At 43.8% G+C, this 24,243-nt stretch carries 23 protein-coding genes and 1 tRNA gene; 5 read left to right on the top strand and 19 right to left on the bottom strand.

Annotated features, from left to right (window positions below):
* Position 1 precedes the first annotated feature (1 nt).
* The 5 genes from QWT69_RS00485 to QWT69_RS00465 form a co-directional block, all read right to left on the bottom strand.
* Positions 2 to 766 carry a type III pantothenate kinase gene (locus QWT69_RS00485; RefSeq protein ID WP_317967960.1) on the bottom strand — a complete coding sequence of 255 codons (765 nt, stop codon included), beginning with the start codon at positions 764 to 766 and terminating at the stop codon, positions 2 to 4.
* Positions 767 to 1,283: 517 nt separating this feature from the next.
* Positions 1,284 to 3,308, bottom strand: coding sequence for an ATP-dependent zinc metalloprotease FtsH (gene ftsH, locus QWT69_RS00480; protein WP_317967958.1), 2,025 nt, complete (start codon positions 3,306 to 3,308; stop codon positions 1,284 to 1,286).
* Positions 3,309 to 3,509: 201 nt separating this feature from the next.
* A complete protein-coding gene (gene hpt, locus QWT69_RS00475) occupies positions 3,510 to 4,052 on the bottom strand; it encodes a hypoxanthine phosphoribosyltransferase (RefSeq protein ID WP_317967956.1) in 543 nt (180 codons plus the stop codon).
* A 27-nt stretch (positions 4,053 to 4,079) separates the two neighbouring features.
* On the bottom strand, positions 4,080 to 5,465 hold the full coding sequence (gene tilS, locus QWT69_RS00470) for a tRNA lysidine(34) synthetase TilS (protein WP_317967954.1): 1,386 nt from the start codon (positions 5,463 to 5,465) through the stop codon (positions 4,080 to 4,082).
* A 40-nt stretch (positions 5,466 to 5,505) separates the two neighbouring features.
* A complete protein-coding gene (locus QWT69_RS00465; RefSeq protein ID WP_317967952.1) occupies positions 5,506 to 7,914 on the bottom strand; it encodes a SpoIIE family protein phosphatase in 2,409 nt (802 codons plus the stop codon).
* A 209-nt stretch (positions 7,915 to 8,123) separates the two neighbouring features.
* On the opposite strand from QWT69_RS00465, the gene QWT69_RS00460 reads away from it, so the two are divergent.
* The 3 genes from QWT69_RS00460 (at position 8,124) to QWT69_RS00450 (ending at position 10,019) form a co-directional block, all read left to right on the top strand.
* Positions 8,124 to 8,197 (top strand) — tRNA-Met (locus QWT69_RS00460).
* A 611-nt stretch (positions 8,198 to 8,808) separates the two neighbouring features.
* Positions 8,809 to 9,102 (top strand): transposase, encoded by a 294-nt coding sequence (locus tag QWT69_RS00455; protein ID WP_317967950.1) that lies wholly within the window; start codon positions 8,809 to 8,811, stop codon positions 9,100 to 9,102.
* On the top strand, positions 9,099 to 10,019 hold the full coding sequence (locus QWT69_RS00450) for an IS3 family transposase (protein ID WP_317967948.1): 921 nt from the start codon (positions 9,099 to 9,101) through the stop codon (positions 10,017 to 10,019). The genes QWT69_RS00455 and QWT69_RS00450 overlap by 4 nt, the downstream gene beginning before the upstream one ends.
* Before the next feature lie 361 nt (positions 10,020 to 10,380).
* On the opposite strand, the gene QWT69_RS00445 is transcribed toward QWT69_RS00450, so the two are convergent.
* The 11 genes from QWT69_RS00445 to QWT69_RS00395 all read right to left on the bottom strand — a co-directional run bounded on the left by QWT69_RS00445 (position 10,381) and on the right by QWT69_RS00395 (position 19,725).
* A complete protein-coding gene (locus QWT69_RS00445; RefSeq protein ID WP_191696168.1) occupies positions 10,381 to 10,803 on the bottom strand; it encodes a S1 domain-containing RNA-binding protein in 423 nt (140 codons plus the stop codon).
* 126 nt (positions 10,804 to 10,929) lie between these two features.
* Positions 10,930 to 11,346, bottom strand: coding sequence for an FtsB family cell division protein (locus QWT69_RS00440; RefSeq protein ID WP_317967944.1), 417 nt, complete (start codon positions 11,344 to 11,346; stop codon positions 10,930 to 10,932).
* A gap of 54 nt (positions 11,347 to 11,400) precedes the next feature.
* Positions 11,401 to 11,868, bottom strand: coding sequence for a spore cortex biosynthesis protein YabQ (gene yabQ / locus QWT69_RS00435; RefSeq protein WP_348539041.1), 468 nt, complete (start codon positions 11,866 to 11,868; stop codon positions 11,401 to 11,403).
* Positions 11,865 to 12,161: a sporulation protein YabP gene (yabP, locus tag QWT69_RS00430; protein ID WP_317967940.1), complete on the bottom strand. Its 297-nt coding sequence runs from the start codon at positions 12,159 to 12,161 to the stop codon at positions 11,865 to 11,867. Before yabP ends, yabQ begins: the two co-directional genes overlap by 4 nt.
* Positions 12,162 to 12,293: 132 nt before the next feature.
* Positions 12,294 to 12,584, bottom strand: a complete 291-nt coding sequence (locus QWT69_RS00425; RefSeq protein ID WP_317967938.1) for an RNA-binding S4 domain-containing protein — start codon at positions 12,582 to 12,584, stop codon at positions 12,294 to 12,296.
* Positions 12,581 to 14,038 carry a bifunctional methyltransferase/pyrophosphohydrolase YabN gene (gene yabN / locus QWT69_RS00420; RefSeq protein WP_317967937.1) on the bottom strand — a complete coding sequence of 486 codons (1,458 nt, stop codon included), beginning with the start codon at positions 14,036 to 14,038 and terminating at the stop codon, positions 12,581 to 12,583. Before yabN ends, QWT69_RS00425 begins: the two co-directional genes overlap by 4 nt.
* Positions 14,039 to 14,042: 4 nt before the next feature.
* Complete coding sequence (locus tag QWT69_RS00415) at positions 14,043 to 15,635, bottom strand: putative polysaccharide biosynthesis protein (RefSeq protein WP_317967935.1); 1,593 nt, start codon at positions 15,633 to 15,635, stop codon at positions 14,043 to 14,045.
* Positions 15,636 to 15,765: 130 nt separating this feature from the next.
* Complete coding sequence (gene hepT, locus QWT69_RS00410; RefSeq protein ID WP_317970827.1) at positions 15,766 to 16,176, bottom strand: type VII toxin-antitoxin system HepT family RNase toxin; 411 nt, start codon at positions 16,174 to 16,176, stop codon at positions 15,766 to 15,768.
* Positions 16,169 to 16,579: a type VII toxin-antitoxin system MntA family adenylyltransferase antitoxin gene (gene mntA / locus QWT69_RS00405; protein ID WP_317967933.1), complete on the bottom strand. Its 411-nt coding sequence runs from the start codon at positions 16,577 to 16,579 to the stop codon at positions 16,169 to 16,171. The genes hepT and mntA overlap by 8 nt, the downstream gene beginning before the upstream one ends.
* 195 nt (positions 16,580 to 16,774) lie before the next feature.
* Complete coding sequence (locus tag QWT69_RS00400) at positions 16,775 to 18,739, bottom strand: iron ABC transporter permease (protein WP_317967931.1); 1,965 nt, start codon at positions 18,737 to 18,739, stop codon at positions 16,775 to 16,777.
* Positions 18,739 to 19,725: an ABC transporter substrate-binding protein gene (locus tag QWT69_RS00395; protein ID WP_317967929.1), complete on the bottom strand. Its 987-nt coding sequence runs from the start codon at positions 19,723 to 19,725 to the stop codon at positions 18,739 to 18,741. The genes QWT69_RS00400 and QWT69_RS00395 overlap by 1 nt, the downstream gene beginning before the upstream one ends.
* A 179-nt stretch (positions 19,726 to 19,904) precedes the next feature.
* On the opposite strand from QWT69_RS00395, the gene QWT69_RS00390 reads away from it, so the two are divergent.
* Both QWT69_RS00390 and QWT69_RS00385 read left to right on the top strand, forming a co-directional pair.
* The gene (locus QWT69_RS00390) at positions 19,905 to 20,729 is read left to right on the top strand and encodes an ABC transporter ATP-binding protein (RefSeq protein WP_317967927.1); all 825 of its coding nucleotides are present in this window, start codon (positions 19,905 to 19,907) and stop codon (positions 20,727 to 20,729) included.
* Entirely contained in the window at positions 20,722 to 21,414 is a 693-nt protein-coding gene (locus tag QWT69_RS00385; protein ID WP_317967925.1) for a hypothetical protein, read from the top strand. Before QWT69_RS00390 ends, QWT69_RS00385 begins: the two co-directional genes overlap by 8 nt.
* Positions 21,415 to 22,211: 797 nt before the next feature.
* Here QWT69_RS00385 and QWT69_RS00380 read toward each other — a convergent pair.
* From QWT69_RS00380 to spoVT, 3 genes are all read right to left on the bottom strand, one after another.
* A complete protein-coding gene (locus QWT69_RS00380; protein WP_317967923.1) occupies positions 22,212 to 22,385 on the bottom strand; it encodes a hypothetical protein in 174 nt (57 codons plus the stop codon).
* Positions 22,386 to 22,474: 89 nt separating this feature from the next.
* Positions 22,475 to 23,212, bottom strand: coding sequence for a hypothetical protein (locus tag QWT69_RS00375; protein WP_317967921.1), 738 nt, complete (start codon positions 23,210 to 23,212; stop codon positions 22,475 to 22,477).
* 414 nt (positions 23,213 to 23,626) lie between these two features.
* Positions 23,627 to 24,163 (bottom strand): stage V sporulation protein T, encoded by a 537-nt coding sequence (gene spoVT / locus QWT69_RS00370; RefSeq protein WP_317967919.1) that lies wholly within the window; start codon positions 24,161 to 24,163, stop codon positions 23,627 to 23,629.
* Positions 24,164 to 24,243: the final 80 nt, after the last annotated feature.

Below are 24,243 nucleotides of genomic sequence, written 5' to 3'. Positions count from 1 at the left end.
TTTAACTATTTCTTTCATAAATCAAATGCAGACCCTTCAATGTCAAGAAGTTGTCTACAATATCAATAACTTTTGATTCGCTAGCAATCAGCTCCGCAAGTCCGCCCGTCGCAATGACTGTCGGATTCACTTTACTGTGCCCTTTCATCCGGCCAACAATACCTTCAACCAGACCTACATAGCCATAGACAATTCCCGCTTGCATTGCAGAAACAGTGTTCTTGCCGATAATATGATCGGGGCGTGTCAATTCGACGCGGGGTAATTTGGATGCCCTGTCAAACAAAGCTTCCATAGAGATTCCAATACCCGGGGCAATCGAGCCACCCATATATTCGCCTTTTTCATTCACATAACAGAACGTCGTAGCCGTTCCGAAGTCGACGATAATGAGAGGATTGCCGTATTCATGAATAGCCGCAACAGCGTTAACAATCCGGTCCGCACCCACTTCACGGGGATTTTCATATTTGATATTCAAACCCGTCTTCAAGCCTGGTCCAACAACAAGCGGACGTAGATTAAAATACTTCCTACACATCTGTTCAAGCGGGAACATGACAGTCGGGACGACGGATGAAATGATAATGCCATTGATATCTTCAAACTTCAGACCGACATGAGAAAATAGCGATTTGACAGCCATAGCATATTCATCTTCCGTCTTCTGCCGATACGTTTCCATGCGCCAATGATACTTCAACTCACCCTGCTCATAAACACCAAGGACAATATTCGTATTTCCTGTATCCAACACTAAGATCATATTCTTTTCCTCGCTAACATTCGTCATTTTCCAAGATATCATACCATAATACAAAAGCGGAGGGTGCCGTCTAGCCTCGACAGGCGCTGGAGGACTTGAAAAAAAGGTGCACTCTACCTTTTCTTTCAAGTCTGAAGCGACCCGAGAGGCTGGCACCCGGAGACTAGATGATACAAAAGCGGAGGGTGGCGTTAAGACTCGACAGGCGCTGGAGGAAAAGAATAAAAGGTGCTTTTTCCTTTTCTTCTTTTCTGAAGCGACCCGAGAGGCTGCCACCCGGAGACTAGATGACACAAAAGCGGAGGGTGGCGTTAAGACAATCAAAATCAAACTTGAGAATCCTCTTCTACAAAAGCACAGTGCATTCTCTCGGAAGTGATTGGCATAGGAAGATGCAACACGACGGCTTCACCCTACCTGCCCACCCCTTCAGCAAACAGAGACTTGCCGTGAAAAGAATTAAAAACAGCCGACCGCCTTAAAAAGCAGTCGACTGTCTTAAATTACTTTATAGCCATCAATCTCTACGTTGCTCATCAATTGGAGGTAATGTTTTGTCTCCAGTGTTCTCTTGTGGCAAATCGCCAATAGATGGATCAGCAGGTGCGCCGGTGACGTCTGGATTTACTTCTTCCTTCGTCGATTCCGTAGCTTCTTCAATCACTTTCACATCAGAATCATCGCCATTTTGCTCATAAGCACGTACTGGCAATGTACCGTGATCTTTCAAGTGGTTAATCTGTTCAGCATCCAACGTTTCCACTTCAAGAAGTGTCGTCGCAATCAAGTTAAGCAAATCGCGATTTTCAGTCAAAATCGTTCTTGTGCGCTCGTATTGCTCTTTTATGATACGTTGCATTTCTTGGTCGATTTCATAAGCAATGGACTCGGAATAGTTTTGCTCGGAATTGAAATCTCTTCCAAGGAATACGTTTCCACCCTGCGCCTGACCAAATTGCATCGGACCAAGCTTATCGCTCATACCGTACTCCGTTACCATTGAACGGGCAATTCCTGTCGCACGCTGGAAGTCATTATGCGCTCCAGTCGAAACTTCTCCGAGAACAATCTCTTCTGATACACGTCCGCCGAGCAAGCCGGCGATTTTATCAAGAAGCTCAGGCTTCGTCATGAAGTAACGGTCTTCCTTAGGAAGCATCACTGCATATCCGCCCGCCTGCCCACGAGGAACGATTGTCACTTTATGAACGACTTCAGCATCATCCAATATGAGACCGACAACAACGTGTCCCGCTTCGTGGAATGCCACGATATTACGTTCTTTCGTCGAAATGACCCGCGTTGTTTTCGCTGGTCCCGCAATCACACGGTCCGTTGCTTCATCGACATCAGACATATCAATCTTCGTTTTACCCCGTCTTGCAGCGACAAGCGCCGCTTCGTTCAACAGGTTTTCAAGATCTGCTCCAGAGAAACCAGGTGTGCGTTGTGCAATTGCCTTCATGTTGATTGAATCATCAAGAGGCTTATTGCGCGAATGCACTTTTAGTACAGCTTCACGGCCTTTAACGTCTGGACGGCCGACAGTAATCTGGCGATCGAATCGTCCCGGACGAAGAAGTGCCGGGTCAAGAATATCTGGACGGTTTGTTGCTGCAACGATGATGATACCTTCGTTGCCATCGAATCCATCCATCTCAACCAATAGTTGGTTCAATGTCTGTTCACGCTCATCATGTCCGCCACCAAGACCTGCGCCCCGTTGACGTCCGACTGCGTCAATTTCATCGATAAAGATAATACATGGTGCATTCTTTTTCGCATTTTCGAATAGGTCACGGACACGGGATGCCCCGACACCAACGAACATTTCAACGAAATCCGAACCGGAAATCGAGAAGAATGGAACACCAGCTTCACCGGCAACAGCACGTGCAAGCAATGTTTTACCTGTACCTGGAGGTCCTACAAGAAGGATACCTTTTGGAATACGCGCGCCTAGTTCAACAAATTTACGAGAATCTTTCAGGAAATCAACAACTTCCTCAAGTTCCGCTTTTTCCTCATCCGCTCCCGCAACATCCGTAAAACGAACTTTTTTACGATCATCCGTATGGAGCTTCGCCTTACTTTTACCAAAGTTCATGACACGGCCACCACCGCCGCCTTGTGCCTGATTCAATAAGAAGAAGAAGAGGATAATGATGATGATGAATGGTACAAGCCCTGTAAAGAAGGCTACCCAAGCACTTGTTTCAGGTGCTTTGAGAATTTTAATCTCCGAGTTATTTGCTTCACCAACATTACGGATTTTCTCCATAATGGAAGGATCGTTCATCAAGACATTCGTCGTGAATTTCTCTCCTTCTTCAGCGCCTTTCATAACTCCTTCAACGGTCAGGACTCCTGATACCGGTTGAAATGACATTGATTCAATGTCGCCTTTTTCTAAAGCCGTATAAAACTGATCCGTCCGAATTTCTTCCGTCTTCGGATTCGGATTATTTAGTGAACTGAATATCCCCATTATTGCTAGGAAGATCAATCCGTATAATAGAAAGTATCGAAGTATACGATTCATCCCAAGCCTCCTCATTTCATTCAACAGAAAACTATTGTAAATCTTAACATATAAAGGTTTCACTCTACAAAGAAAATGGCTTTCTTACTAAGTTCTTACAGTACTGCATTAGCTAGCGATGAACTGTAAAGGGCTGCAAGCGTTCGACAGCCATACGGAAAAAGCTTTTCATCACCCCTAATACAGGTTTGTTGAAAAGCTTCAGAAAGAGTAGATTTCCTTTTTCAATACACCAATGTAAGGTAAGTTTCTATATTTTTCTGCGTAATCCAGACCATAACCGACAACAAACGCGTCAGGTACGATGAAACCTACATAGTCCGCTTTCAGATCCACTTTACGGCCAGTCGGCTTATCGAGTAATGTAACAATCTTAATAGACTTCGCTTTACGGTATTTAAATAGTTCCACGAGATAGTTCAATGTCTTCCCGCTATCAATGATATCTTCGATAATGAGAACATCGCGGCCTTCGACACTCGTATTCAAGTCTTTGACGATTTTCACTTCGCCTGAAGACACTGTTGCATTGCCATAACTTGAAACATCCATGAAATCGAGTTCGATGTATGCATCTACGCGCTTAATCAAATCACTCATAAATGGCAAAGCCCCTTTTAGGACTCCAATCGCGAGCGGAAACTTATCTTGGTAGTCCGCTGTAAGGGTAGCACCAAGTTCTGCAACTTTTTCTTGAATCTTCTCTTCTGTAATGAGTATCTCTTCGATATCTTTTTGTAACATCGAAAACCCTCTTTTCTTATAGGTTTTTTAAAGCTCTTTCGTTCTGAATATGTACTGATCCAGTTCTGTGTGCCGCTTTTTGAATAGAACGCCATACCGTACGCCCGGGACCGCACAAATCACATCATTTGCGGTAATGAGCACAGGCAATTCACGCCTTTTTTCAGCACCGATCTTTTCATCAATGAATAATCTCGACAATCGTTTTGGTTGGGTCATTCCTGGAAGTAAGATGCGATCACCATCATGCCTACTTCTTACAAAAAGAGGTAAATCGGAGTCCGGCAAATTAAAATACCAGCTTTCTGAGGCATCTTCGACATCTTTGTCCACAGTATTCCAATACAACAGCGACTGCCCCCACTTTGTCCATTCACCTATTGGAAGCATGGTCTTGGGATTTACTTCGTTGCCTGCCGTTTTGACAAACGCGGCCCGATCATATTCCCGGTGCAAACGAAAGCCTCCCGGCAGGTCAATCATGATATTGCCACGATCACTTAACAACTGCTGGTGAAGATCACTCAAAAGTGCTGTGCTGTATTCAAGTGGTTCACTTTCCTTAGAGTAAATATACTTCAATACTAGTGTAATGAAGCGCGTTTGTAAAGCAGTGTGCATGCGTGAGAACATATTGATGGAAAAGCTCGGAAAGCCTTCATTTGTATAGGAGACAATCTCCTGAAAACGTTCATTTGCGAGGCTATTTAAAAGACTTTCATCTGTTTGCAGTGCAATTGTTGCTTTTACGATATTGACAGCTGCAGCCGCGTTTTCAGCCAACAGAATCGGCGCAACCTGGTGGCGGAGTCGATTTCGTAAATAGCCATCACTCTCATTACTCGGATCCTCTCTGAATTCTGAATCCTTTTCTCTTATATACGATTTCAACTCATTTTTCATGACAGCCAAAAGTGGCCTGATGACTGTGCCGCCTTCCATCTCACGGTTTACTTGAATCCCGACCGGTTGACTACCTCTAGATAACTGCATGAGCACTGTCTCCAGTTGGTCTTCAGCATGGTGGGCAGTTGCAAGAATCTGATAATCTTCATTCCGCATAACTGAACTAAAGTAAGCATACCTGCCCGTCCTACAGATGTCTTGCACATTGCCACCTTGTTCAGCAAGTAGCTTCGGGACAGGTACCTGCCCGCTGAAAAATGGAATGTCCAGCTCTTCACATAGATTTTTAACGAAAGTGCCGTCTTCCGCAGATTCTTCCCCCCGAAGCATATGATCGACGTGTGCCGCAGCCACATCGATTTGGAGTCTTGTACGTAAGGATGCAACTAAAAGTAAAAGGGCAACAGAATCGACGCCGCCCGAACAAGCGACGAGGACACGTTGACCTGAATTCAGTAATTTATTTGTGTCGATGAAATTCATAATCTTTCTTTCCAACTCGTTCACATCATGACCTCCAAATTCTCAGTCCTTCTCCCTTCTTATTCTACCCCATAACTTTTTCCCGGGAAATAATTCGGTTCACAGGCTTGATCGTCATCCACTTCGGCAAGACATGATCCATCTTCATGACTAACACTGTCCTGTCGTCGGCCACCACGCCGAACCGCCGTTCCATCTCAGCCATAATCCTATCGGCTAACGCTTCACACCCTAGATGCTGGTACTTTTCCAAAATGCCGTACAGCGCGTCTTCTTGTTTTTCAATCGTATACTTTCCACTGAAAATGCCATCCGTCAACATGACAACAATATCTCCTGATTTCAACTCTTCATTTCTTGCCTCTACGGAAAATGACGGCAAGAATCCAACAGGGACAGACTTACTTTCAAGCCGCAGGAAGTCCTCTCCTCGCTTGATATACGTACTCATCGAACCTGCTTTCCACGACCACAGACGACCGTCCTGCAAATCGATAAGTGCCAAATCCAATGTTGCATACATATCATCCAGCCCGTTTAATGACATCATGTAATGTAACGTATGCATGGCCGTTTCCGGATCCATCTTACGATCGAGACATTCACGCATAAGACGAATCACTTTCCGGCTTTCCCGGTACGCGTTCATATCATGCCCCATACCGTCAGACAATAAAACCGCCGTCAGACCATCATGTATCGGAAATATTTCATAAGCGTCCCCTGCATGGAACGTCCCGCCCCCCGCCGTTGCTACAATGCCGTATTCAAGTGAAAAACGGACAGAAGAACAGAATGTCAATTGCAGATGCGGGAATGGCTCTTGTTGCATGCTCGACTTTTCTACTTTGAAAGGCTCCTGATAGATTTCTTCGATTAGAGGTAGGATCATCCTTTCAGCCACTGTCATATCCGTCTCAAAGTCCGAACGTTTTTCTGGTATCGAGCAAACAATGCGGGAAGCACCCTTCTCTTCGGATAGGATATCAATTTGGTAAAACTCAATTCCTTGTGACTGCAAACGTTTCCCCAGTTCCTCCTCAGCAAGATGATTGACGGTCATTTCTCCCTTAATGTCGTTCATGATTTTTTCCAAATGATTACTCATATCTCTTAATTGCAAAGCGAGCATTTTTCTACCGTGCTGTAGCTGCCCCATGAGCAAATGATTCGTAGCTTGCTCTTCAAGTTCTGCAATTAATCCTGAAAAGCGGATACATTTATATTTAATCTTTTCTTCAACTCTGTGACGGGCGGCTTTCTTTGTAGCGGAATACGTTGACTCCCACTCATAGAGAAGCCTGGACATTCCGGGTTCATTCCCCTCCCAGCATTTCGAATAACGAAAGCACGACTGGCAGATCGATGGAATTTGCTGAGCAGCCAATGTATCGTCGGAATCGAAACGATCGTTCACAAGTGTCGACATGAACTCAGCAAACTGCTGGAAGTCGGATAACTGCTCATCCAGCCGATCCGTCAGCCATTTTTGCCGTTTCACGGAGATATCCGGCTGGTCGGATTGGATCATCTTTTCGATGGGCTTCACTTTCTTTGATGGAATGAAGAAGAATATTAAAGAGGCAAGTCCAATTGTTAGAAAATGCGACGTATCAAGCGGCAAGGTCAAATCATATAAAAGGAAGAAGACGGAAACCGCATAGGCACCTGTAACAATTCCGAGCTTTCCTAACCGCCGTAATGCACCCGCGAAGAAACCGGTCATTCCATAGACGGCCATCATACCTGTGAACGAAAGCTCGGCCACTCCTGAAATTGCTGCAATCATCATCGCAATTGTTGTGGAAAAAGGGAGCCCACCGGCTAATGCGGCCAGAAGTATTGTCAAATGAAGAAGCAAGCCCGAAATCGATATCGGTCCAACCATTAGACTGCCCATACCTGTCGTGGCCATAATCCCGATTATGCAAATTGCACCAAGCCGCTCAGGTGTCCATTGTCCAAAAAAGAGCCGATCACGATGCGGGAATGCGACGAAGATGAAAAATGTCATAAATAAGGCGAGTACTGCTTCAAAGCCGATTGTCAATTGGATATTTACAGGTGTCTGTCCGCTATACATAACAAACTGCCAAAGTACCTGTACCACGATAATCGTTCCCGCCACTGTCAGCGGAATCGATTTACGCGTCAACGGATGCTTGCTCACTACATTAAACAGCAACAGTTGCAACAGATAGATGACGGCTTGTCCAATTCCAAGAACAGCTCCTCCAGCCATCCCTCCGATAAATACAAACACAAGATATTTTCGAAAACGGAGCTGCGCCAAAGCCCACACCGGCAAGAAAAAAGGCACGGCTGCATCAAACAGAACAGCTTGCGACAAGAAAAATGTACCCAACAGGAAAAAAGTAGCCATCAACACATGCTTTTTCCGTTTCCCTATAGAGTCCACCACTTGACGAATTTGCTGCCCTACAGGTCTTTCAAGATCACCTATCAACTTCATCTCACATTCCCCCTATGTGTAGTTGTCCATAACTATACATAGGTCAAGCCAAAGAATTTGTCTCTTTCTGACAAGTCATCCGAAGAATCTTTCGACTCTTTCCGGACTGTTTTTCTATTTTACAAGATGTTGTTGACAGACCACGTCGAGCCATGTAATATGATTATTGTTGTTCAGAAACAATTAACTTGTTTTCCTGAATACAAAACGGCGGCGTAGCTCAGCTGGCTAGAGCGTACGGTTCATACCCGTAAGGTCGGGGGTTCGATCCCCTCTGCCGCCATACTAGAAAAGCGTAGACGGCCGTTTAGGCCTGACAGGCATAAGACAACCCGGCTTAGTGGCGCTTTTTGCCACCAAGCCGGGTTTGCTTATGACCCGAAGGACTGGCCGTTGTAGCTAGACAATAGAAATGCGTAGAGCGTCGTTTAGCCTCGACAGGTGCTGGAAGCCTGAGGTTAAAGGCGCTCTTTGCCACAAAGCCGGGTTTGCTTATGACCCGAGGCACTGGCCGTTGAAGCTAGACAATAGAAATGCGTAGGCGAGTTGCTTAGCACCGAAGCTGGACAATAGAAACGCGGAAACGGTTTGGAGCTTGCTCGCTCTAGACCGTTTTTTATGATGTTTGGATTACGTGGGTAAATAGCAAGTTTCAAGATGTATTATGTCGCGCTGAATGCTTTTGACCAATTAAGGTTTTGCTTTTATGAGAGTATGCAAGCCGGATAGGCGTATAGGTTGAGCGGTTTTCAGACGAAGTTGAGCGGTTCCGGACGAAGGTTGAGCGGTTTTCGAACGAAGTCGAGCGGTTCTGAAGCTAGTATAGAAAGTGGACACAACCCAATGAGCGTGTTTGGATAGAGTTAACCAACTAACTGATCGGAGTGTGTCCTTATGAGTAAACGAATCGATGATAAATTAAAGGAACATCTTGTTAAATTAGTAGTAGAGGAAGGTAAGAAACAAACTGACTTATGCAGGGAGATGGATGTACCTCCTAGCTCCTTACGGAGATGGGTCAGTGACTACCGAAAAGCAGCACAAGCAGAGCGGAGCGGCAAGGAGTATATGACGCCGACCGAACAGCTTAAACAACAACGTAAGCTTGAGAAAGAAATACAGGAATTGAAGGAAGAGAATGAAATCCTAAAAAAGGCCATGCACATCTTTTCGAAAAACCCGCAGTGATCTTTCAATTCGTTGAAGATCATCGGAATCAATACCGCGTGAATAAGATGTGCGAAGTCCTTCTAGTATCAACCAGCGGCTATTATAAGTGGCGAGAAAAAAACCAAAGCGACATGCAGAAGAAGAAAGAAGGAGCGTTGAAGTACATCCAACAGATTTTCTTTGAGTACAGAGAAGTTTATGGCAGTCCTCGTATTCATAAGGAACTTGACAAGATTGGCATGGTCTTATCTGAAAAGACCGTAGGTAATTACATGCGTGAGCTTGGTCTATGCGCTACAATGCCTTCGCGCTACACAGTTACGACCAAATCTAATTCTGAGCACTTAATCTATCCAAATCTGTTAAATCGTAATTTTAATACAGACGAACCTAATAAGGTGTGGGTAGTCGATATCACGTATATTTGGACAAGTGAAGGCTGGTTATATTTGGCCACAGTAATGGATCTCTTTTCCCGTAAAATCATTGGATTTAATCTTGACAAGAGCTTATCAAAAGAATTGCCAAGGTTAGCCCTAGTGCGAGCTTTTCTCTTCCGCCAACCAGAAGAGGGACTGGTCCACCATTCGGATCAAGGGTGTCAATACACATCCAATGACTACATCGAAATTCTGAAAGAGAAGAAATGTGAAATTAGTATGAGCCGCAGAGGTGACTGTTTCGACAACGCATGTATCGAATCTTTCCATGCGACTATCAAGAAAGAACTGATTTATCGTCGTAAATTCAAGACTAGAGATGAGGCTGAAAGAACCGTCCTAGACTATATTGTTTCGTTCTACAACGAAAAACGCAGTCATTCTACATTAAATTACACGTCACCTAATCAGTTTGAATTAATGTATCAGGAATCCATTAAGAAAAACGCTCAGAAACCATCCGCAACTATCATGGAAGAACAGTTGGCTTTATAACTGTTCTTCCATGATAGTACAGCAAGCGAAGCGCGGTAGGCATTTCATAATAAAAGCGCTCAAAATAATTTGTCCACTTTCTTGACAGAAGACCAGTTCCGGACGAAGGTTGAGCGGTTTTCGAACGAAGTCGAGCGGTTCCGGACGAAGGTTGAGCGGTTTTCAGACGAAGTCGAGCGGTTTCGAACGAGGTTGAGCGGTTTTCAGACGAAGTTGAGCGATTCCAGACGAAGGTCGAGCGCTCGACATCCCTCTCCACCCATTTCAAACAAAAAGAAAAGCGATTCGACATCTCGTAAGATGTCGAATCGCTTTTCGTGAAAGTAGATTTACATTTTCACTAATTGAAACAGCCAGCAAGTTACCCTCTTCTTGCGCCACGGCCACCGCGTTTAGATTCTGTTGCTCTTTTTAATGTTGTCAGACGTTCTTCACTGTCTTTCATGAACTTCGCCATCTTTTGTTCAAAATTCTCTGGACGCTCAATGGCGCTTGGACGGCCACCGCCACCACGTGGACGTTGAGGGCGTTGAGGACGTTGTTCAGCTTCCGGTTTCGCTTTTCTGATCGATAAACCGATTTTGCCGTCAGTGCCGACATTCATCACTTTCACTTCAACCATGTCACCGACTTTAAGATGTTCGTTAATATCTTTGACATAGTTGTCTGCGACTTCACTTATATGGACCAGACCCGTTGCACCTGTCGGTAATTCCACGAACGCTCCAAAATTTGTGATCCCTGTAACTTTACCCTCTAACTTGCTGCCTACTTCAATTGACATAAAAAAAATGCTCCTCCTTAAGAATTAAACGACCTCTTTTCAGAAGCCTTTTTACCATATCGAGAGTCCTGCAAAAGCAGAATCCTTACTTTCATTATAGCCAACAAAAAAAGAGTGTCAATAAGACTACTCTTTTCCGTCAACTTTTTCTTGTTTTTTCTTGTCTTTATTGGGAACAGAAAAGATGATTTCATTTTTATCTGATAAGAAATATTCCTTGCGCGCAAGCTTTGCAATATACTCTTCATCGTCAAGCTTCACAAGCTGCTTTTTCAAGAGGAGCTGTTGGTTGTTAACCTCTTCTAGTTCAGCAAGCACTTCAATCTTTTCCTGTTCTTTCGCCTGCAATGCCTGCTTTTGTTGTACGTACACATTCGTCAGACCGCCGAATACAAGCAACGCGACAATCGCATACAGAAACAGTTTTCGTTTGAGTCGCTTCCTTTGCTTGTTCCGCCACACTTCTTTCTTTTGCAACGAGCGGACATATTCAGTTTCAATCGATGCAACGGTCGTGGATGGTTTCCTTTTCCTTTGCTCCATGTCTGCACTCCCTCTCATTACACCTCAAAATTAGATAAGTCTAGTAATTATACATCATTTCTCGGTAGTTTGAAAGAGGGAGCTATAGACCTTGTTGTACAAATAAACAAACGGAACGCTAATCACCCGTAACAGCTTGACAATCAACCTGATAATAACACGAATAATCCGCACTACGAGCAGGATAACAAACAAAATCGGCCGGATAATTAAAAAGTTGATAAGCCTTCCAAAAAACCTAAACGGTCGATGGAAAATCGATGCATATAACAAAATTCCGCTCACTTGCGCAAACGGATCGTACATCCTCCATGCACCATCCCTTACAATAAACAGGACATAAAAGGATGCACATCCAATCAAAACCCATCCAATCACTTCAATGACAGCAGAATACTTTCGGAGAATTGACCTTTTACTGGACTTATCGATTCCTGTCCCGATTAGATCCATGAATGCCCCCGCTACAATGCCTGTCCCAATCATTGCGAGTAAACTAAGAAACTGGACAGAGAGACTCATCCAAATAATTTATGGAGGAAATTACGTGAACCTGACTCTTCTTCGTCGTATTGCATCGTGCTAATTGTCCCTTCCAACGTCAGAAGCCCTTTGTCGACATCCAAATGGACGATGCGCAGCTCCTCCCCTCGGATTACGAGCACTCCTTGTGACGTTCGGATGATGAACTCCTCTTGATCGAACCGGTCAATCGTTTTTACAGATGTAAGATCCATTCTTTTACGATTTCTCATCGTGACAACATGATCCCCCGATGGAATTGCGTATGTTGGATTATCCGTCTGGATTTGCATACTATTCCTCCTTTGCTTGTACGTTCACTGCCATCTTATGCATCAACATAAAAAAACATGTCAGGAAAAATCCCAGACATGTCTTTATTAATGAATGAACGATGCTTAACACGATTCAGTAAGGACCAACCCTCAATCCTCATCGTCAATAAACTCTGGTTCCACCTTTTCAAGCTTCTCTTCCTTCAAAATTGTATACATCATCGCAGCGTCTTCCTTCTTCGTTGACTCTTTTAGCGCTTCGATTTTGACTGTGACAATCTTTTGTCCGAACCGAATCGCGAGTTCGTCACCAGGTTTCACAACGGAAGATGCTTTCGACACTTTATCATTAATCGTAATCCGCCCCTGATCGGCTACTTGTTTCGCCAATGTACGGCGTTTGATTAACCGTGACACTTTCAGAAATTTATCTAATCTCATTTCTTTTCCCTCCCCTTTGCTTGTTGCCAAAACGCTTCTAATTCATCGAGCGGATAAGCGGAAAATACACCTTTTCCATCTTTCACACTTTGTTCGACAAACGAAAACCGGCGTTTAAATTTTGCATTTGCATGCGCCATCGCCTCTTCAGGAGACAATTTCAAGAACCTCGCCAAATTGACGAGCGTAAAGAACACGTCGCCCAACTCATCCGTCTGGCTCTCTTTCGTACCATTCTCCACTTCAACCTTAAATTCCTGCCACTCTTCCTCAAACTTATCAAAAGCCCCTTCAATATCCGGCCAGTCAAACCCGACTTTCGCAGCTGCTTTTTGAAAATTAAAGGAAGTAAGCAACGACGAACTATGTCGTTCTTGTCCATCTAAAAGCGAATCGACTTGCGGCTTCTCGGTCTGCTTGATTTCCTGCCAATTTTGCAGCACTTCGTCCGAATTCGCCACGTCACGATCACCGAACACATGCGGATGGCGTCGGATCATCTTCTCACCGATCGACTGCAAGACGTCTTCCATTGCAAAATACCCGTTATCCTCACCAATTTGCGCATGCAAGAACACTTGCAGCAGGACGTCACCCAATTCTTCAATGACCCCTTCATCATCTTGCTGATCAATCGCTTCAAGCAATTCGTGCGCTTCCTCGATTAAATACCTTTTCAAAGATTCATGCGTCTGCTCACGGTCCCATGGACAACCATCCGGCGCACGCAATGCCGCAATAATTTCACGGAACGTCGACCACTCTTTCAACCGTTCTTCCTGTTCAAGAACCGGAGGCACATAAATGGTCGTCAAGTTATCGATTTCCGTCTCCCGGTCCAACTCGAACAGTGGTACAGTCCGCAGCTTTTCCAATGAAGAACCGGCCGCCGTCACAATCGTCACCGGATGATCAAACGCATACTTCTCCATGAGTGAAAGCTTCACTTCCGAAGCGACGAATGCGTCATACACTTGTCCAATGAGCACATGCTGTGTCATCTGCACATCATCACGGCCCATATCCGTGCCATCTAGCAATTGAAAACCTTCTATTGGATCAATGCGCAAAGCACCGAATATCGGGTCAAGAAAACTATTGCCGCCCGCAATGTCGAGTTGCACAAGTCCAGCGCGTTCTTTTTCAATTAATAACTGCACGGTCCGTTCTGCAACAAGTGGATGCCCCGGCACCGCATATGTAACAGGCTGCTCCTTCGCTAGCGCCACTAACCGCTCCGCAATTTCCTCATACACTTGCTCAAAACCATCATTTTTTTCATAAATCGCGTCAAAGCTATCGATTTGCAAGCCTTCCGCCCGCAATTCTTCAATAACAGGATGCTGATCTGTCCTTGCAACAATCATCTCTGCCGTCTTCAGTTTGCGATACGTTCCTATAGATAGCTGGTCAAGGTCACCTGCGCCGAGCCCGATAATCGTCAATAGATTCATATAGTCACCTTCTATTTTTAGTAAGCATTAATTGAACACGTGCTAATCTCTTTCCGAACGGCAGCAAATACCATTCCTTTTCAGCCATTATACGCGATTTCATGACGATCAACAGGAAAACACCTGCCCCTAAACCGACTGCTGTCAACGCGCTCACTGTTGCACCAATCCGTGACGATAATTGATCGAATAAAACCTGATCAGCCAATAGCAACCACGGAATTATCACCGCAACCATTCCCGCTGTCGCTACAAACAGCCACCCATAAAAACGAGCGGGAGCTAACTTCACCGGTAACACTTTTTTGAAGTAGACGAGAAGTCCACAAGCAATCACTGCAAATCCGATATTCCCTGCAACGGCAGCTCCTGTCACATCTAAAATCGGTACCAACAATTGATTCGCCACAATTTTCACTGCAAGCCCAACCATAAGCAACATCGTAGGAATCTTCACTTTCCCAGCACCTTGCAACATCGCTGTCAATGGCAAAATAAGCGACAGCCAAAAAATCTGAAATGAAAAAATGATGAGCGTAACAGACCCGTCCCGCGTTTCAAAAAGCATTTCATTCACATACGGCAAGACGAGCGCAAGCCCCACAGCCGCTGCCCATCCGAATAAAAACGCCGTCCGGAATGTGAGTGAGATGAACGGTTCTGCACCTCGCCATTCTCTTTTTGCTGCATGATGCGCAATGAGCGGTACAATCGCTAGTGCTAACGTTGAAGCAATTAAAATCCCCATTTGCACAAGCGGTTGTCCGCGGTCATAGACACCTTTCATTTCCATCGCCGTGTTCGACATAAATCCTTCAGCTAGAAGGATATTATAGACGGTAAACGAATCTGCCATCTGGAACAGCAACAAAATGAGGGAGCTCGCACTGACACTAAGGCTCACCACCGTCAATTCCTTCACAATACGCCATGTAGCAATCTTCACTGAAGGTCCCTTGAATGCATTCCGATAATAGAGGGCAAGGATGACGACGCCTGCTGCCTGACCGATCACCGCCCCCCACATTGCCATTTCACCAGCCGTATAAAGCGAGGCACCGGCACGGATGGCAATCCACGTCCCGATTAAAATAATCGCTACCCGAATGGCCTGCTCGCCGACATTCGAAACAGCAACCGGCGTCATCCGTCCTTCTGATTGGAATGAACCCTTCAGTACCGCAAGCATCGGCATGACAAGTACGATATATGCCCCCGCTCGAAGCAGGGAAACGAGTTCCAGGTCGCCCATTGCATTCGCAAAATTCGGTGCGAACACCATTAACAGGATGAAAAATGACACTGACAATCCCGTCAAATATATAAAAGCAATCCTCTTCACCGCTTTTGATTCGCCCTCACTCGCACTTCCCGCAAGCAGCTTCGACACCGCCACCGCAAAGCCATATGATGTCCAGACGATGAAGATGCCAATGAACGGATACACTTGCTGATAAATATAGAAGCCTTTATCGCCCACAAGATTTTGGAACGGAATCCGGTATACGGCCGCAAGGAGCTTCACTATAATGGCCGATATCGTCAGGATCGACGCGCCTTTCATAAACGTTTTCATATTCCAATCCGTTGTAGACATAACTGCGCCTCTTTCGATGTTTACTAGGTATTCTATAGTATACCATCAACACAAAACAGCCACACGCCCCGTTTACAAGACGGACGTGTGGCTGTTTTATTTCATTTCCCCGCTATTGTGAAGGCGTTTTTCATTGATCTCCCAACTGTAAAAGCACCTTTGTGAACTGTTTGAAATCGTCAACATGTTTATTTAGAATGGATTCTAAAATATCAAGTTCAAGAGCTTGATAATCATGAACAGCGATGTTGCGGAAGCCAACCATATTCATTAATGTTTTGGCAAGATCCACTTCAATTAAATCTGCTTCCTGTAAAAGCTTAAATGCTTCACGACTCGTTTTTGGAACGCCTAATTTACGCCTGCCCACTATATGCATAGCCAAGTCAATACTTGCTTCACAAGCACGCTGTATATTTAACACGATACTATCTTGTTTCGTAAAGTCTGTTAAATTTTCAGGATTCCCTTCATACACCTCATGAATACGTTTCAGACAGCGCTCAATCGTTGTCGTTTTGTTTAAGATGACATCATTCATCCCCAAATACACTTCCCCTCGCCTTAATGTCATTAATGATGGCTGCTCGTTGCTCGTTTAAAGTTGCATACATGCTAAATGCTCTCATTCTTTGACGAATGAATTCATTTTCATCCTCAATATAGATAGGAATTCCATGTGCAAAAATTTGCATTGTGAAAACCGTATCAATTTCTTTAATATCAATTAAATCCACTTCTCGCTCACCTATTAAAGCAAGCTCATTGGATAGCAGAAAACGATCATAAGATGATAGCTGCTTGCTACTGAAATAAGCAAGATCGATATCACTCTCTTCGCGTACTTTGTCTTTTGCAACAGAGCCAAAAAGGATAATGAAAGCTGGATTGACTTCTTGCTTAACCTTTTCAATGAGTTGTTCTTTTATCTTATTTGCTAGCACACGTATCACCGCCTTATCAACAGTATAGATGTTTATGGGAAAAACTACACTCTTCTCATACAACATAGTGAGCTAATCCGCCTTTTACACGTCAACAAAAACTATTTTCATGCTTTTTTGAGCCAAACTTTAATGTATATTGTCTAGTAGAAAAACAGCCACACGCCCCGTTTATAAAACGGACGTGTGGCTGTTTCATTTCATTTTCCTTAATAAATATAATAGATACGGCGTTCCAATCAACGCTACAACAAGTCCACTAGGGATATCTTTTGGTGCTATCAGTATGCGACCAACAAAATCTGCCGTGACGAGCAACAAACCGCCCAACAATCCCGAAACGGTAAGCAGCGGTAAATGCCGGAATCCTACGAGTCTACGAGCGATATGCGGCGCTACAAGTCCGACGAACCCAATTGTTCCGACTATCGCAACCCCTGCCGTACTGATCGCTACCCCGACGACCAATGCCCATACACGCGTTGATTTGACAGACAGACCGAGTCCTGCAGCTACGTCGTCACCGAACGTCAATGTATCCAAGCTGCGCGTCAAATAGATGGCAGGACCAATAAGAATAGCGACCATTACTAAAGCGAGCTGTACGTCTTCCCAGCCCTTGCCATACGTACTTCCAGACAACCAGACGAGTGCAGCGGCAACCGCCAATTTCGCCTTGACGACAAACACTTGGGTGGCAGCCGAGCCGAATGCCGATATGGCGATACCCATCAAGGCGACAAGCATCGGTTGGAAGTTATTTTTCCAAGATGTCACTAAAATGATGCCTAGTGCAATCGCCGCTCCTGCGACAGCGCCAAGCGGCATATACTCAACAGGAATAGAAGGGATCATGACTAATAACAGCATTGCACCGGCGCCACCCATCGATGTCACGCCTAGCACACTGGCGTCTGCCAACGGATTCCGTAAGACGCCTTGCAATAAAACCCCCGCAAGTGCAAGCATGACTCCAACAATGAAAGCTGTCAGCACCCGCGGCACACGGAAGTTCCAAATAACCGGTTTCATCCAGTCCATTGACCATACAGAACCGTTATACGATAAAGCCAGCGTCAAGACACCAACAATCAATACCGTTACGATTGCGACAACGATCGGCAATTTCACCGGCTTCAGCGTACCGCCCATTTGACGGTCACCTCTGCTATGTGTTTTCGCAGTCCTCCAAGCCAAATACAATAGCCAAGGTCCACCGACCAAAGCAGTCATCGCTCCGACTGGCACTTCCTGTCCAGGTTGGATCAGCCGGCCTAGTACATCCGCTCCGATTAGCATGACACTTCCCCAGAGGAATGATTGAAGGAAAATTTGCAGATGTCCACGGATACCGAGCATGCGCACAATATGAGGTGCCATCAATCCGATGAATCCGATCGGACCGACGACACTTACAGTTGTTGCTGCAAGAAGAATGGCTGCAGCCCATGCCAACAGCTTGATGACCCGCACATTTTGTCCCAACGAGGATGCAACGTCCTCACCTAACGAAAGAATGTCCATTGGTTTTGCGAGTCCTAACGTGAAAATGAAAAGAATAATGATCATTGGACCTGCAAACGACACCCCATTCCAGTTCAATTGTACAAGTGTGCCAGATCCCCATAAGAAGAGGCCGTTCGTCTGATTTTCAAATAACAGTTGCAACGAACCCGTCATGGAAGCGAACAATAACGAGATGATCATTCCTGTTAACGCGACACGGACGGGTTCCATCTGTTTGCCCGCAAGTGTCACGACTAGAACGGACGACAGCACTGCCCCTGCTAATGCGACCAGAAAAGGAAAGTCACCGAGGATTGATGGAAAAAAGATCATCGAAGCAACTACAAAGAAATAGGCCCCGGCATTGATGCCAAGTGTGCTCGCTGACGCCAGCGGGTTATTTGTCAACGTCTGTAATGCAGCTCCCGCAACAGCGAGTGCGCCTCCCGCTAAAATTCCGATTACTAACCGTGGAAGACGTAGAGAGAGCACGATATCCTGAATACGACCCTCCACCCATACTTCTTTCACTAATTGTGAAACTGTATAATCCGCCTGACCCTGCGTTAAATGGATGAAAGATAAAATGACTAACAGGAAAAGACCGCTAATCCCAACGGACAACGATCTTTTCCCTGTCGTACTTCTAGCCATTATTTATTGACCATCGTATCGACTATTCGATTGAGCATTGTTTCGGCTGAAAGCGGGCCTCCATATAACCAAGTGTCGCCACCCAGGTCAAATAGTCGATTTTCTGTAACGAAGTTCAAATTTTTCCACACTGCATTGTCTTTCAATTGCTTCTCATACACATTGTCTTCATCCTGAACAGTGAATAGATAGTTGGCATCTTCGTATTTCGTCAACCCTTCAACGTTGAACGTACTCGAACCGAAAACTTCGAACTGGTCCGGTACATGAACGTTTTTCAAACCAATTTTCTCAAGAATTTGGGATGCCATTGAATTCGGTGTAAATACACGGATTTCTGGTGCTTGAGGACCAGAATAAGCAAGCGTCAAGATGAAATCTTTTGTTTTCAGATCAGCTTTATCGATTTCCGCTTTTGCTTCCTCATACTTCTCATCCAAATGCGCCAACACTTTTTCCGCTTCATCTGTCTTATCTATAGCTTTTGCAATTTCATTGAAAGTAGTCGTCATCTCTTGATACAAATCAATCGATTCATCCTCAGGATATGGATTGAAGATGACCGTCGGAGCAATTTTCTCCAAATCTTTTATCATCGCATCGTGACGGAAGCTTACACCGATGATCAAATCAGGTTCAAGTGCAGCAATCTCTTCTAAATTCGGTTCTTGACGCCCGCCGACATCAGCGACATCATCACTCAATTCAGCATCGATATTCACCCAATTATGATATTCCTGAATATCCGCCATTCCTGCCGGTTGCATGCCAAGAGCAAGTAAATCTTCCGCATATGTCCATTCAAGGACAACAATTTTCTTGGCAGGCTTATCAAGTGTCACTTCACCATTTGCTCCGGTGATTGTTACACTGCTTTCAGGCTTTTCGCCAACCGCATCTTTATCATCGTTTTTCTTCGAAGAACAGCCAACCAATAGTATCGCACTAAGTGCCACTACCAATAACGTTTTCATAGATTTATTCATGTATTTTTCCTCCGAACTGATAATTATTATCAATTAGTAGTGTAATCTGTTGGCATGGTGTTTGTAAAGTATTTTCACAAATTATTGATTATCATTCTCAATTAGTCGCAGATATGGTATGCTATGTAGTATTGAACGCTATCATTCCTTTGGATAATGAATGAAACGGAGGCATTTGCATGCACCCTATGATAAATACGAAAAACCTGTCGATCGGCTATCAAGACCACCTGCTATTCGAGAATTTGAACTTGTCCATCCCTAAAGGCGAAATCACTGTATTTGTTGGTAGTAATGGTTGCGGAAAGTCCACGTTGCTTCGCTCAATTGCACGATTATTAAAGCCGTCTGATGGATCCGTCTTGCTAGAAGGGAAAGATATCCACTCGATGTCTTCCCGGAGTGTCGCTAAAAAGATGGGCATCCTTCCTCAAGGGCCTGTGTCACCTGAAGGGTTGACGGTCCACGATCTCGTGAAGCAAGGTCGCTACCCTCACCAATCGTGGCTTTCCCGTTGGACGGAAGAAGATACGAAGAAGGTCGAGGCGGCTATGGAAGCAACGAAGATCAGCGATTTGCGAGACCAGGCCATCGATACATTATCGGGTGGTCAACGTCAACGGGCTTGGATTGCAATGACGCTTGCCCAAGATACTGATGTCATTTTATTGGACGAACCGACAACGTATCTCGACATGACGCATCAAATCGAAATTTTGGATTTACTGTTCGAATTAAATGAGCAAAAGAACCGCACCATCGTCATGGTACTGCACGATTTGAATCTGGCTTCCCGGTATGCCCACAATATTGTCGCCATTAAAGATGGCGGCGTTTATGCGCAAGGTAGACCCGAGGAGATCATCACTTGCGACCTTGTCCGTTCTGTATTCGGAATGGAGTGCCAAGTGTCGACAGATCCCCTTTTCGGAACACCGCATTGCGTACCTTATGGGCGTGGTCGCTGCATCGTGCAACAAGTTAGGAGCAATACAGGTGCCTGAGTTGAATGCTGAACAGCTTGCCGGATTGGAACGTTTCAGTGTATTCGTCAACGACCGACCAAACGAGTCCATCAGTTTACAAAAAACCTTAACCAATACAGGTAGTACGGAATTATTCAAGATGATCCATACCGAATTGGATGCCCCTACAGATGCTGTGGCGGCTTCCATTTATATGCGAAAGTACGGCTTCTTCATAGCCGCACAATTGCATATGCTAAGCAAATTCGACTTGCTATGGACGGGTAAACTGGAGGATATTTCATTAGTGACCAGTGAAGGGAACATATCATTTTCCATCCCCTCTCACTCATTCAGAATCGTCCAAGATCGGGAGAGCGATATCCGCTTCCTTCTTGAACAGTATGGACATCCTATCGTAGACTATATGAGCAAACGTGCGCATATTTCAAAACTGATTCTTTGGGAGAACATTTGGGGCTATGTCATTTGGATGTATTCAATGTTGTTCCAAGAAAATAACACAGCCGCCCCAGATGATTTGGTGATTTTGTTACATGATGAAACATGGAAACCTCAACTGAGACGCTCACCCTTCAAGCAATTTTTACAGAACGAGCCTATCCTTGAAGCCATGGCAAATTACAAAAGGACAACTTGTTGCTTGTATAAGGAATTGCCGAATACCGAAAAATGTCCATATTGCCCGCTGAATAGAAAATGAAACAGCCCACACGCACCAGTTCTACCTGGTTTGTGCAGGCTGTTTTTCATTATTCTATCTATTTTACGAGGAATGTGCTGCGGTTTTTGCTGCTTTTTGCTGGGACCTTTTCCGTTTTTGAAGACGCAAAATGGACTTTGAGCCAGATTGATTGGATGGCAAAAAAAGTAGATATTTGGCCATGCTGGGCGCAAAAAAACTCTCTGAAAAATAAATAGTCAGAGAGTTGGATAATTATTATTCATTGAAATTAGTGATATGATTTGGTTCACTATCCACTACTGTGTACTCGCTATACATCCATGGCTATTGCCAATAATAGCATTTCCTTTTTAGTATAACAGTAGAATAGATTCCAAAAACATTTTTTATATTGGAATAAGGAATTGGATTACCCTCTTAACATCCGATGTTCACTGCACATCGTAGTAAATCGTACCATTTATTGAAATTAGTTGCAGACCTGGATCACCGTTAGATAGATGAACACTAGTGTATTTTGTATTTGAGCCAGAATATACTAACGGGTAATTTATGCTTTGATTTAAGTTTTCAACTACTACCACTCTCATTTGAGTTCCGCCAGAATAGAGCCCGACAAACATTTTTTTAACAACTCTCCCTGTAGGAGTTAAGTGTATCGATTTAATATCGTAGAATGAATCTCTATCTTTTACCCATATATTATTATAAAAATCAGCAGGGAAACTGTACGTTTTTGCAAATGGAATTGCAAATGGATGAATCAATAATTCTGGTGAATCCAAATTTAGCGACGAATCATTTACATAAAATTGTTACATTTCAAATTCATTATAGCTCTTCAATAAATTCCCTTCGCCATCATAGACGTTAATGGACGGTTTATCTTCTTCTGGGATACTTTCCTGCGCATAACCAACTGAAGATAGTAATACTGCTGAAAACATTGTAACAAATAAAGCTGCCAATAATTTCTTAATTTTACACATCACCTTTACAATATATGCTACGCGTAACAATTATTATCATACACTACCAAAAAAAGAATGCGAGTTATTATTCTGAATTCTATATTCAATTATTCTTTTTTTACAGAACCACTCAGCAATAAGACTCTGTCCCCTTTAGTATTATTTACTAATTTAATAGTGTACCCAGCTTCCTTGGCAACTAATTTTTCTAGAGGTATTAAAATATCCCCACTAATATTTCCAATTTTAACAGATCCCACTTTATGTCCAGAAGACTCCAACAAAATAGTCATGGATTCAATATTTAAATCCGTTTTTATCGTTAGAGATTTAGGCTTATTAAAGACCTTATTTTTTCCAATTGTTATATGTTCACTAAATGTTGTAAGTAAGAAATTGTAGGATTGGTCCGACTCCTCGATGAGATCATAGTATTTTACGGAAGTAGCATTAGGGTCTAAGTTTTCCGATATCGCAGTAACCATTCTCTCTATTTGTGAATCACTATAGGAATATATCAACAAATCATTTTCATCATACACATCAATATGCATATTTTCGTCTGAACTTTTAGCGGAATTGTCCTGATAATTAATGTTTACATATGGTTCTGAATCACTTTTTGTTATATTTTCTTTTGAAAAAACAATATCTTTTACAATGACAGTTGAAACTAGAAGCGATATTCCGGCGAACCCCAATAATTTGAATTTCATCTTTAAACACTTCCTGTTTTTTGGAATAAACTCTCTTTTACCATAACTATGTGGATCATTAATGTCAAATATATCAATTAAAAAGAGAACAGCCATATAAAATTGGCTGTTCTCTTTTTTATCATTCAAAAACGTTAGTTGTTTTCTCTATTAGAATTGGCTTGTTTGACCGCAACAATTTGATTTCTTGGTATCATCTAATTATTCATGTGCATTAGTTCATCTTCGTGTAGCTTGGCGATTTCAACGACAGCGGTATAATCGAATGAATCCATCATTACGATATCACCAATTCTGATGGCGTGTTAAATGATGAATACACGCCCGATCAATATAAAGCCGATTTGCATGAAAAATATACAGCAGAGATACAGGTGAATCAAGACGTTTTAAAGTAAATAGATAAAAGCGCTGTCCAATAAGTACGAAAATCTTCAGAACGGCTTCCTATCCGGGGTCATCGGATGACGTTTTTCCCGCAGGAGGGTCGCTTTTAAACAGCCCACCCGCACCGAATTTCTTCCGGTGCGGGTGGGCTGTTTTTCATTGTTCCATCTGTTTCGCCAAGAAATGTGCAGCGGTTTCGGCTGCTTTTTGTTCGGCTTCTCCGATAAAGTGGACTTTCGATAGTAAATAGACGGCGCCGATTGTGTCTCCGCCTGCTACGATTGGAGCGATGCAGTAGGACTTCACTTGCTCGGTTTGACCGGGTACCCATTCCACTGTTTTTTCCAGTTTTTCCGTGACGATTGTACGTCCTGCTAAGATTTCTTCTACATCCGGAGCCAGTTGTCGATTCAAATAATCTTTTTTCGATAACCCTGATACGGCAATCATTTCATCTCTATCGCTGATGAGGGCTGGTGTTCCAAGTGTCTCGTATAATGTTTCTGCGTATTCTCTCGCGAATTGACCAAGCTCGGAAATAGGGGAGTACTTTTTAAGAATTACCTCTCCATCCCTGTCGGTGAAGATTTCAAGCGGATCTCCTTCACGGATACGGAGAGTCCTCCTAATTTCTTTTGGAATGACCACCCTGCCTAAATCATCAATTCTGCGCACGATTCCTGTTGCTTTCATGCATGATGCCTCACTTTCCCGAAAATTGAATACCGTTTTCCGTTCGAATATAGTATGCATCATGTTTGGACATTTTATGC

The organism is Sporosarcina oncorhynchi, from assembly GCF_033304615.1.
In the GTDB taxonomy this organism is placed as follows: Bacteria; Bacillota; Bacilli; order Bacillales_A; family Planococcaceae; genus Sporosarcina; species Sporosarcina oncorhynchi.
This window is presented reverse-complemented; position numbering and strand designations above follow the sequence as displayed.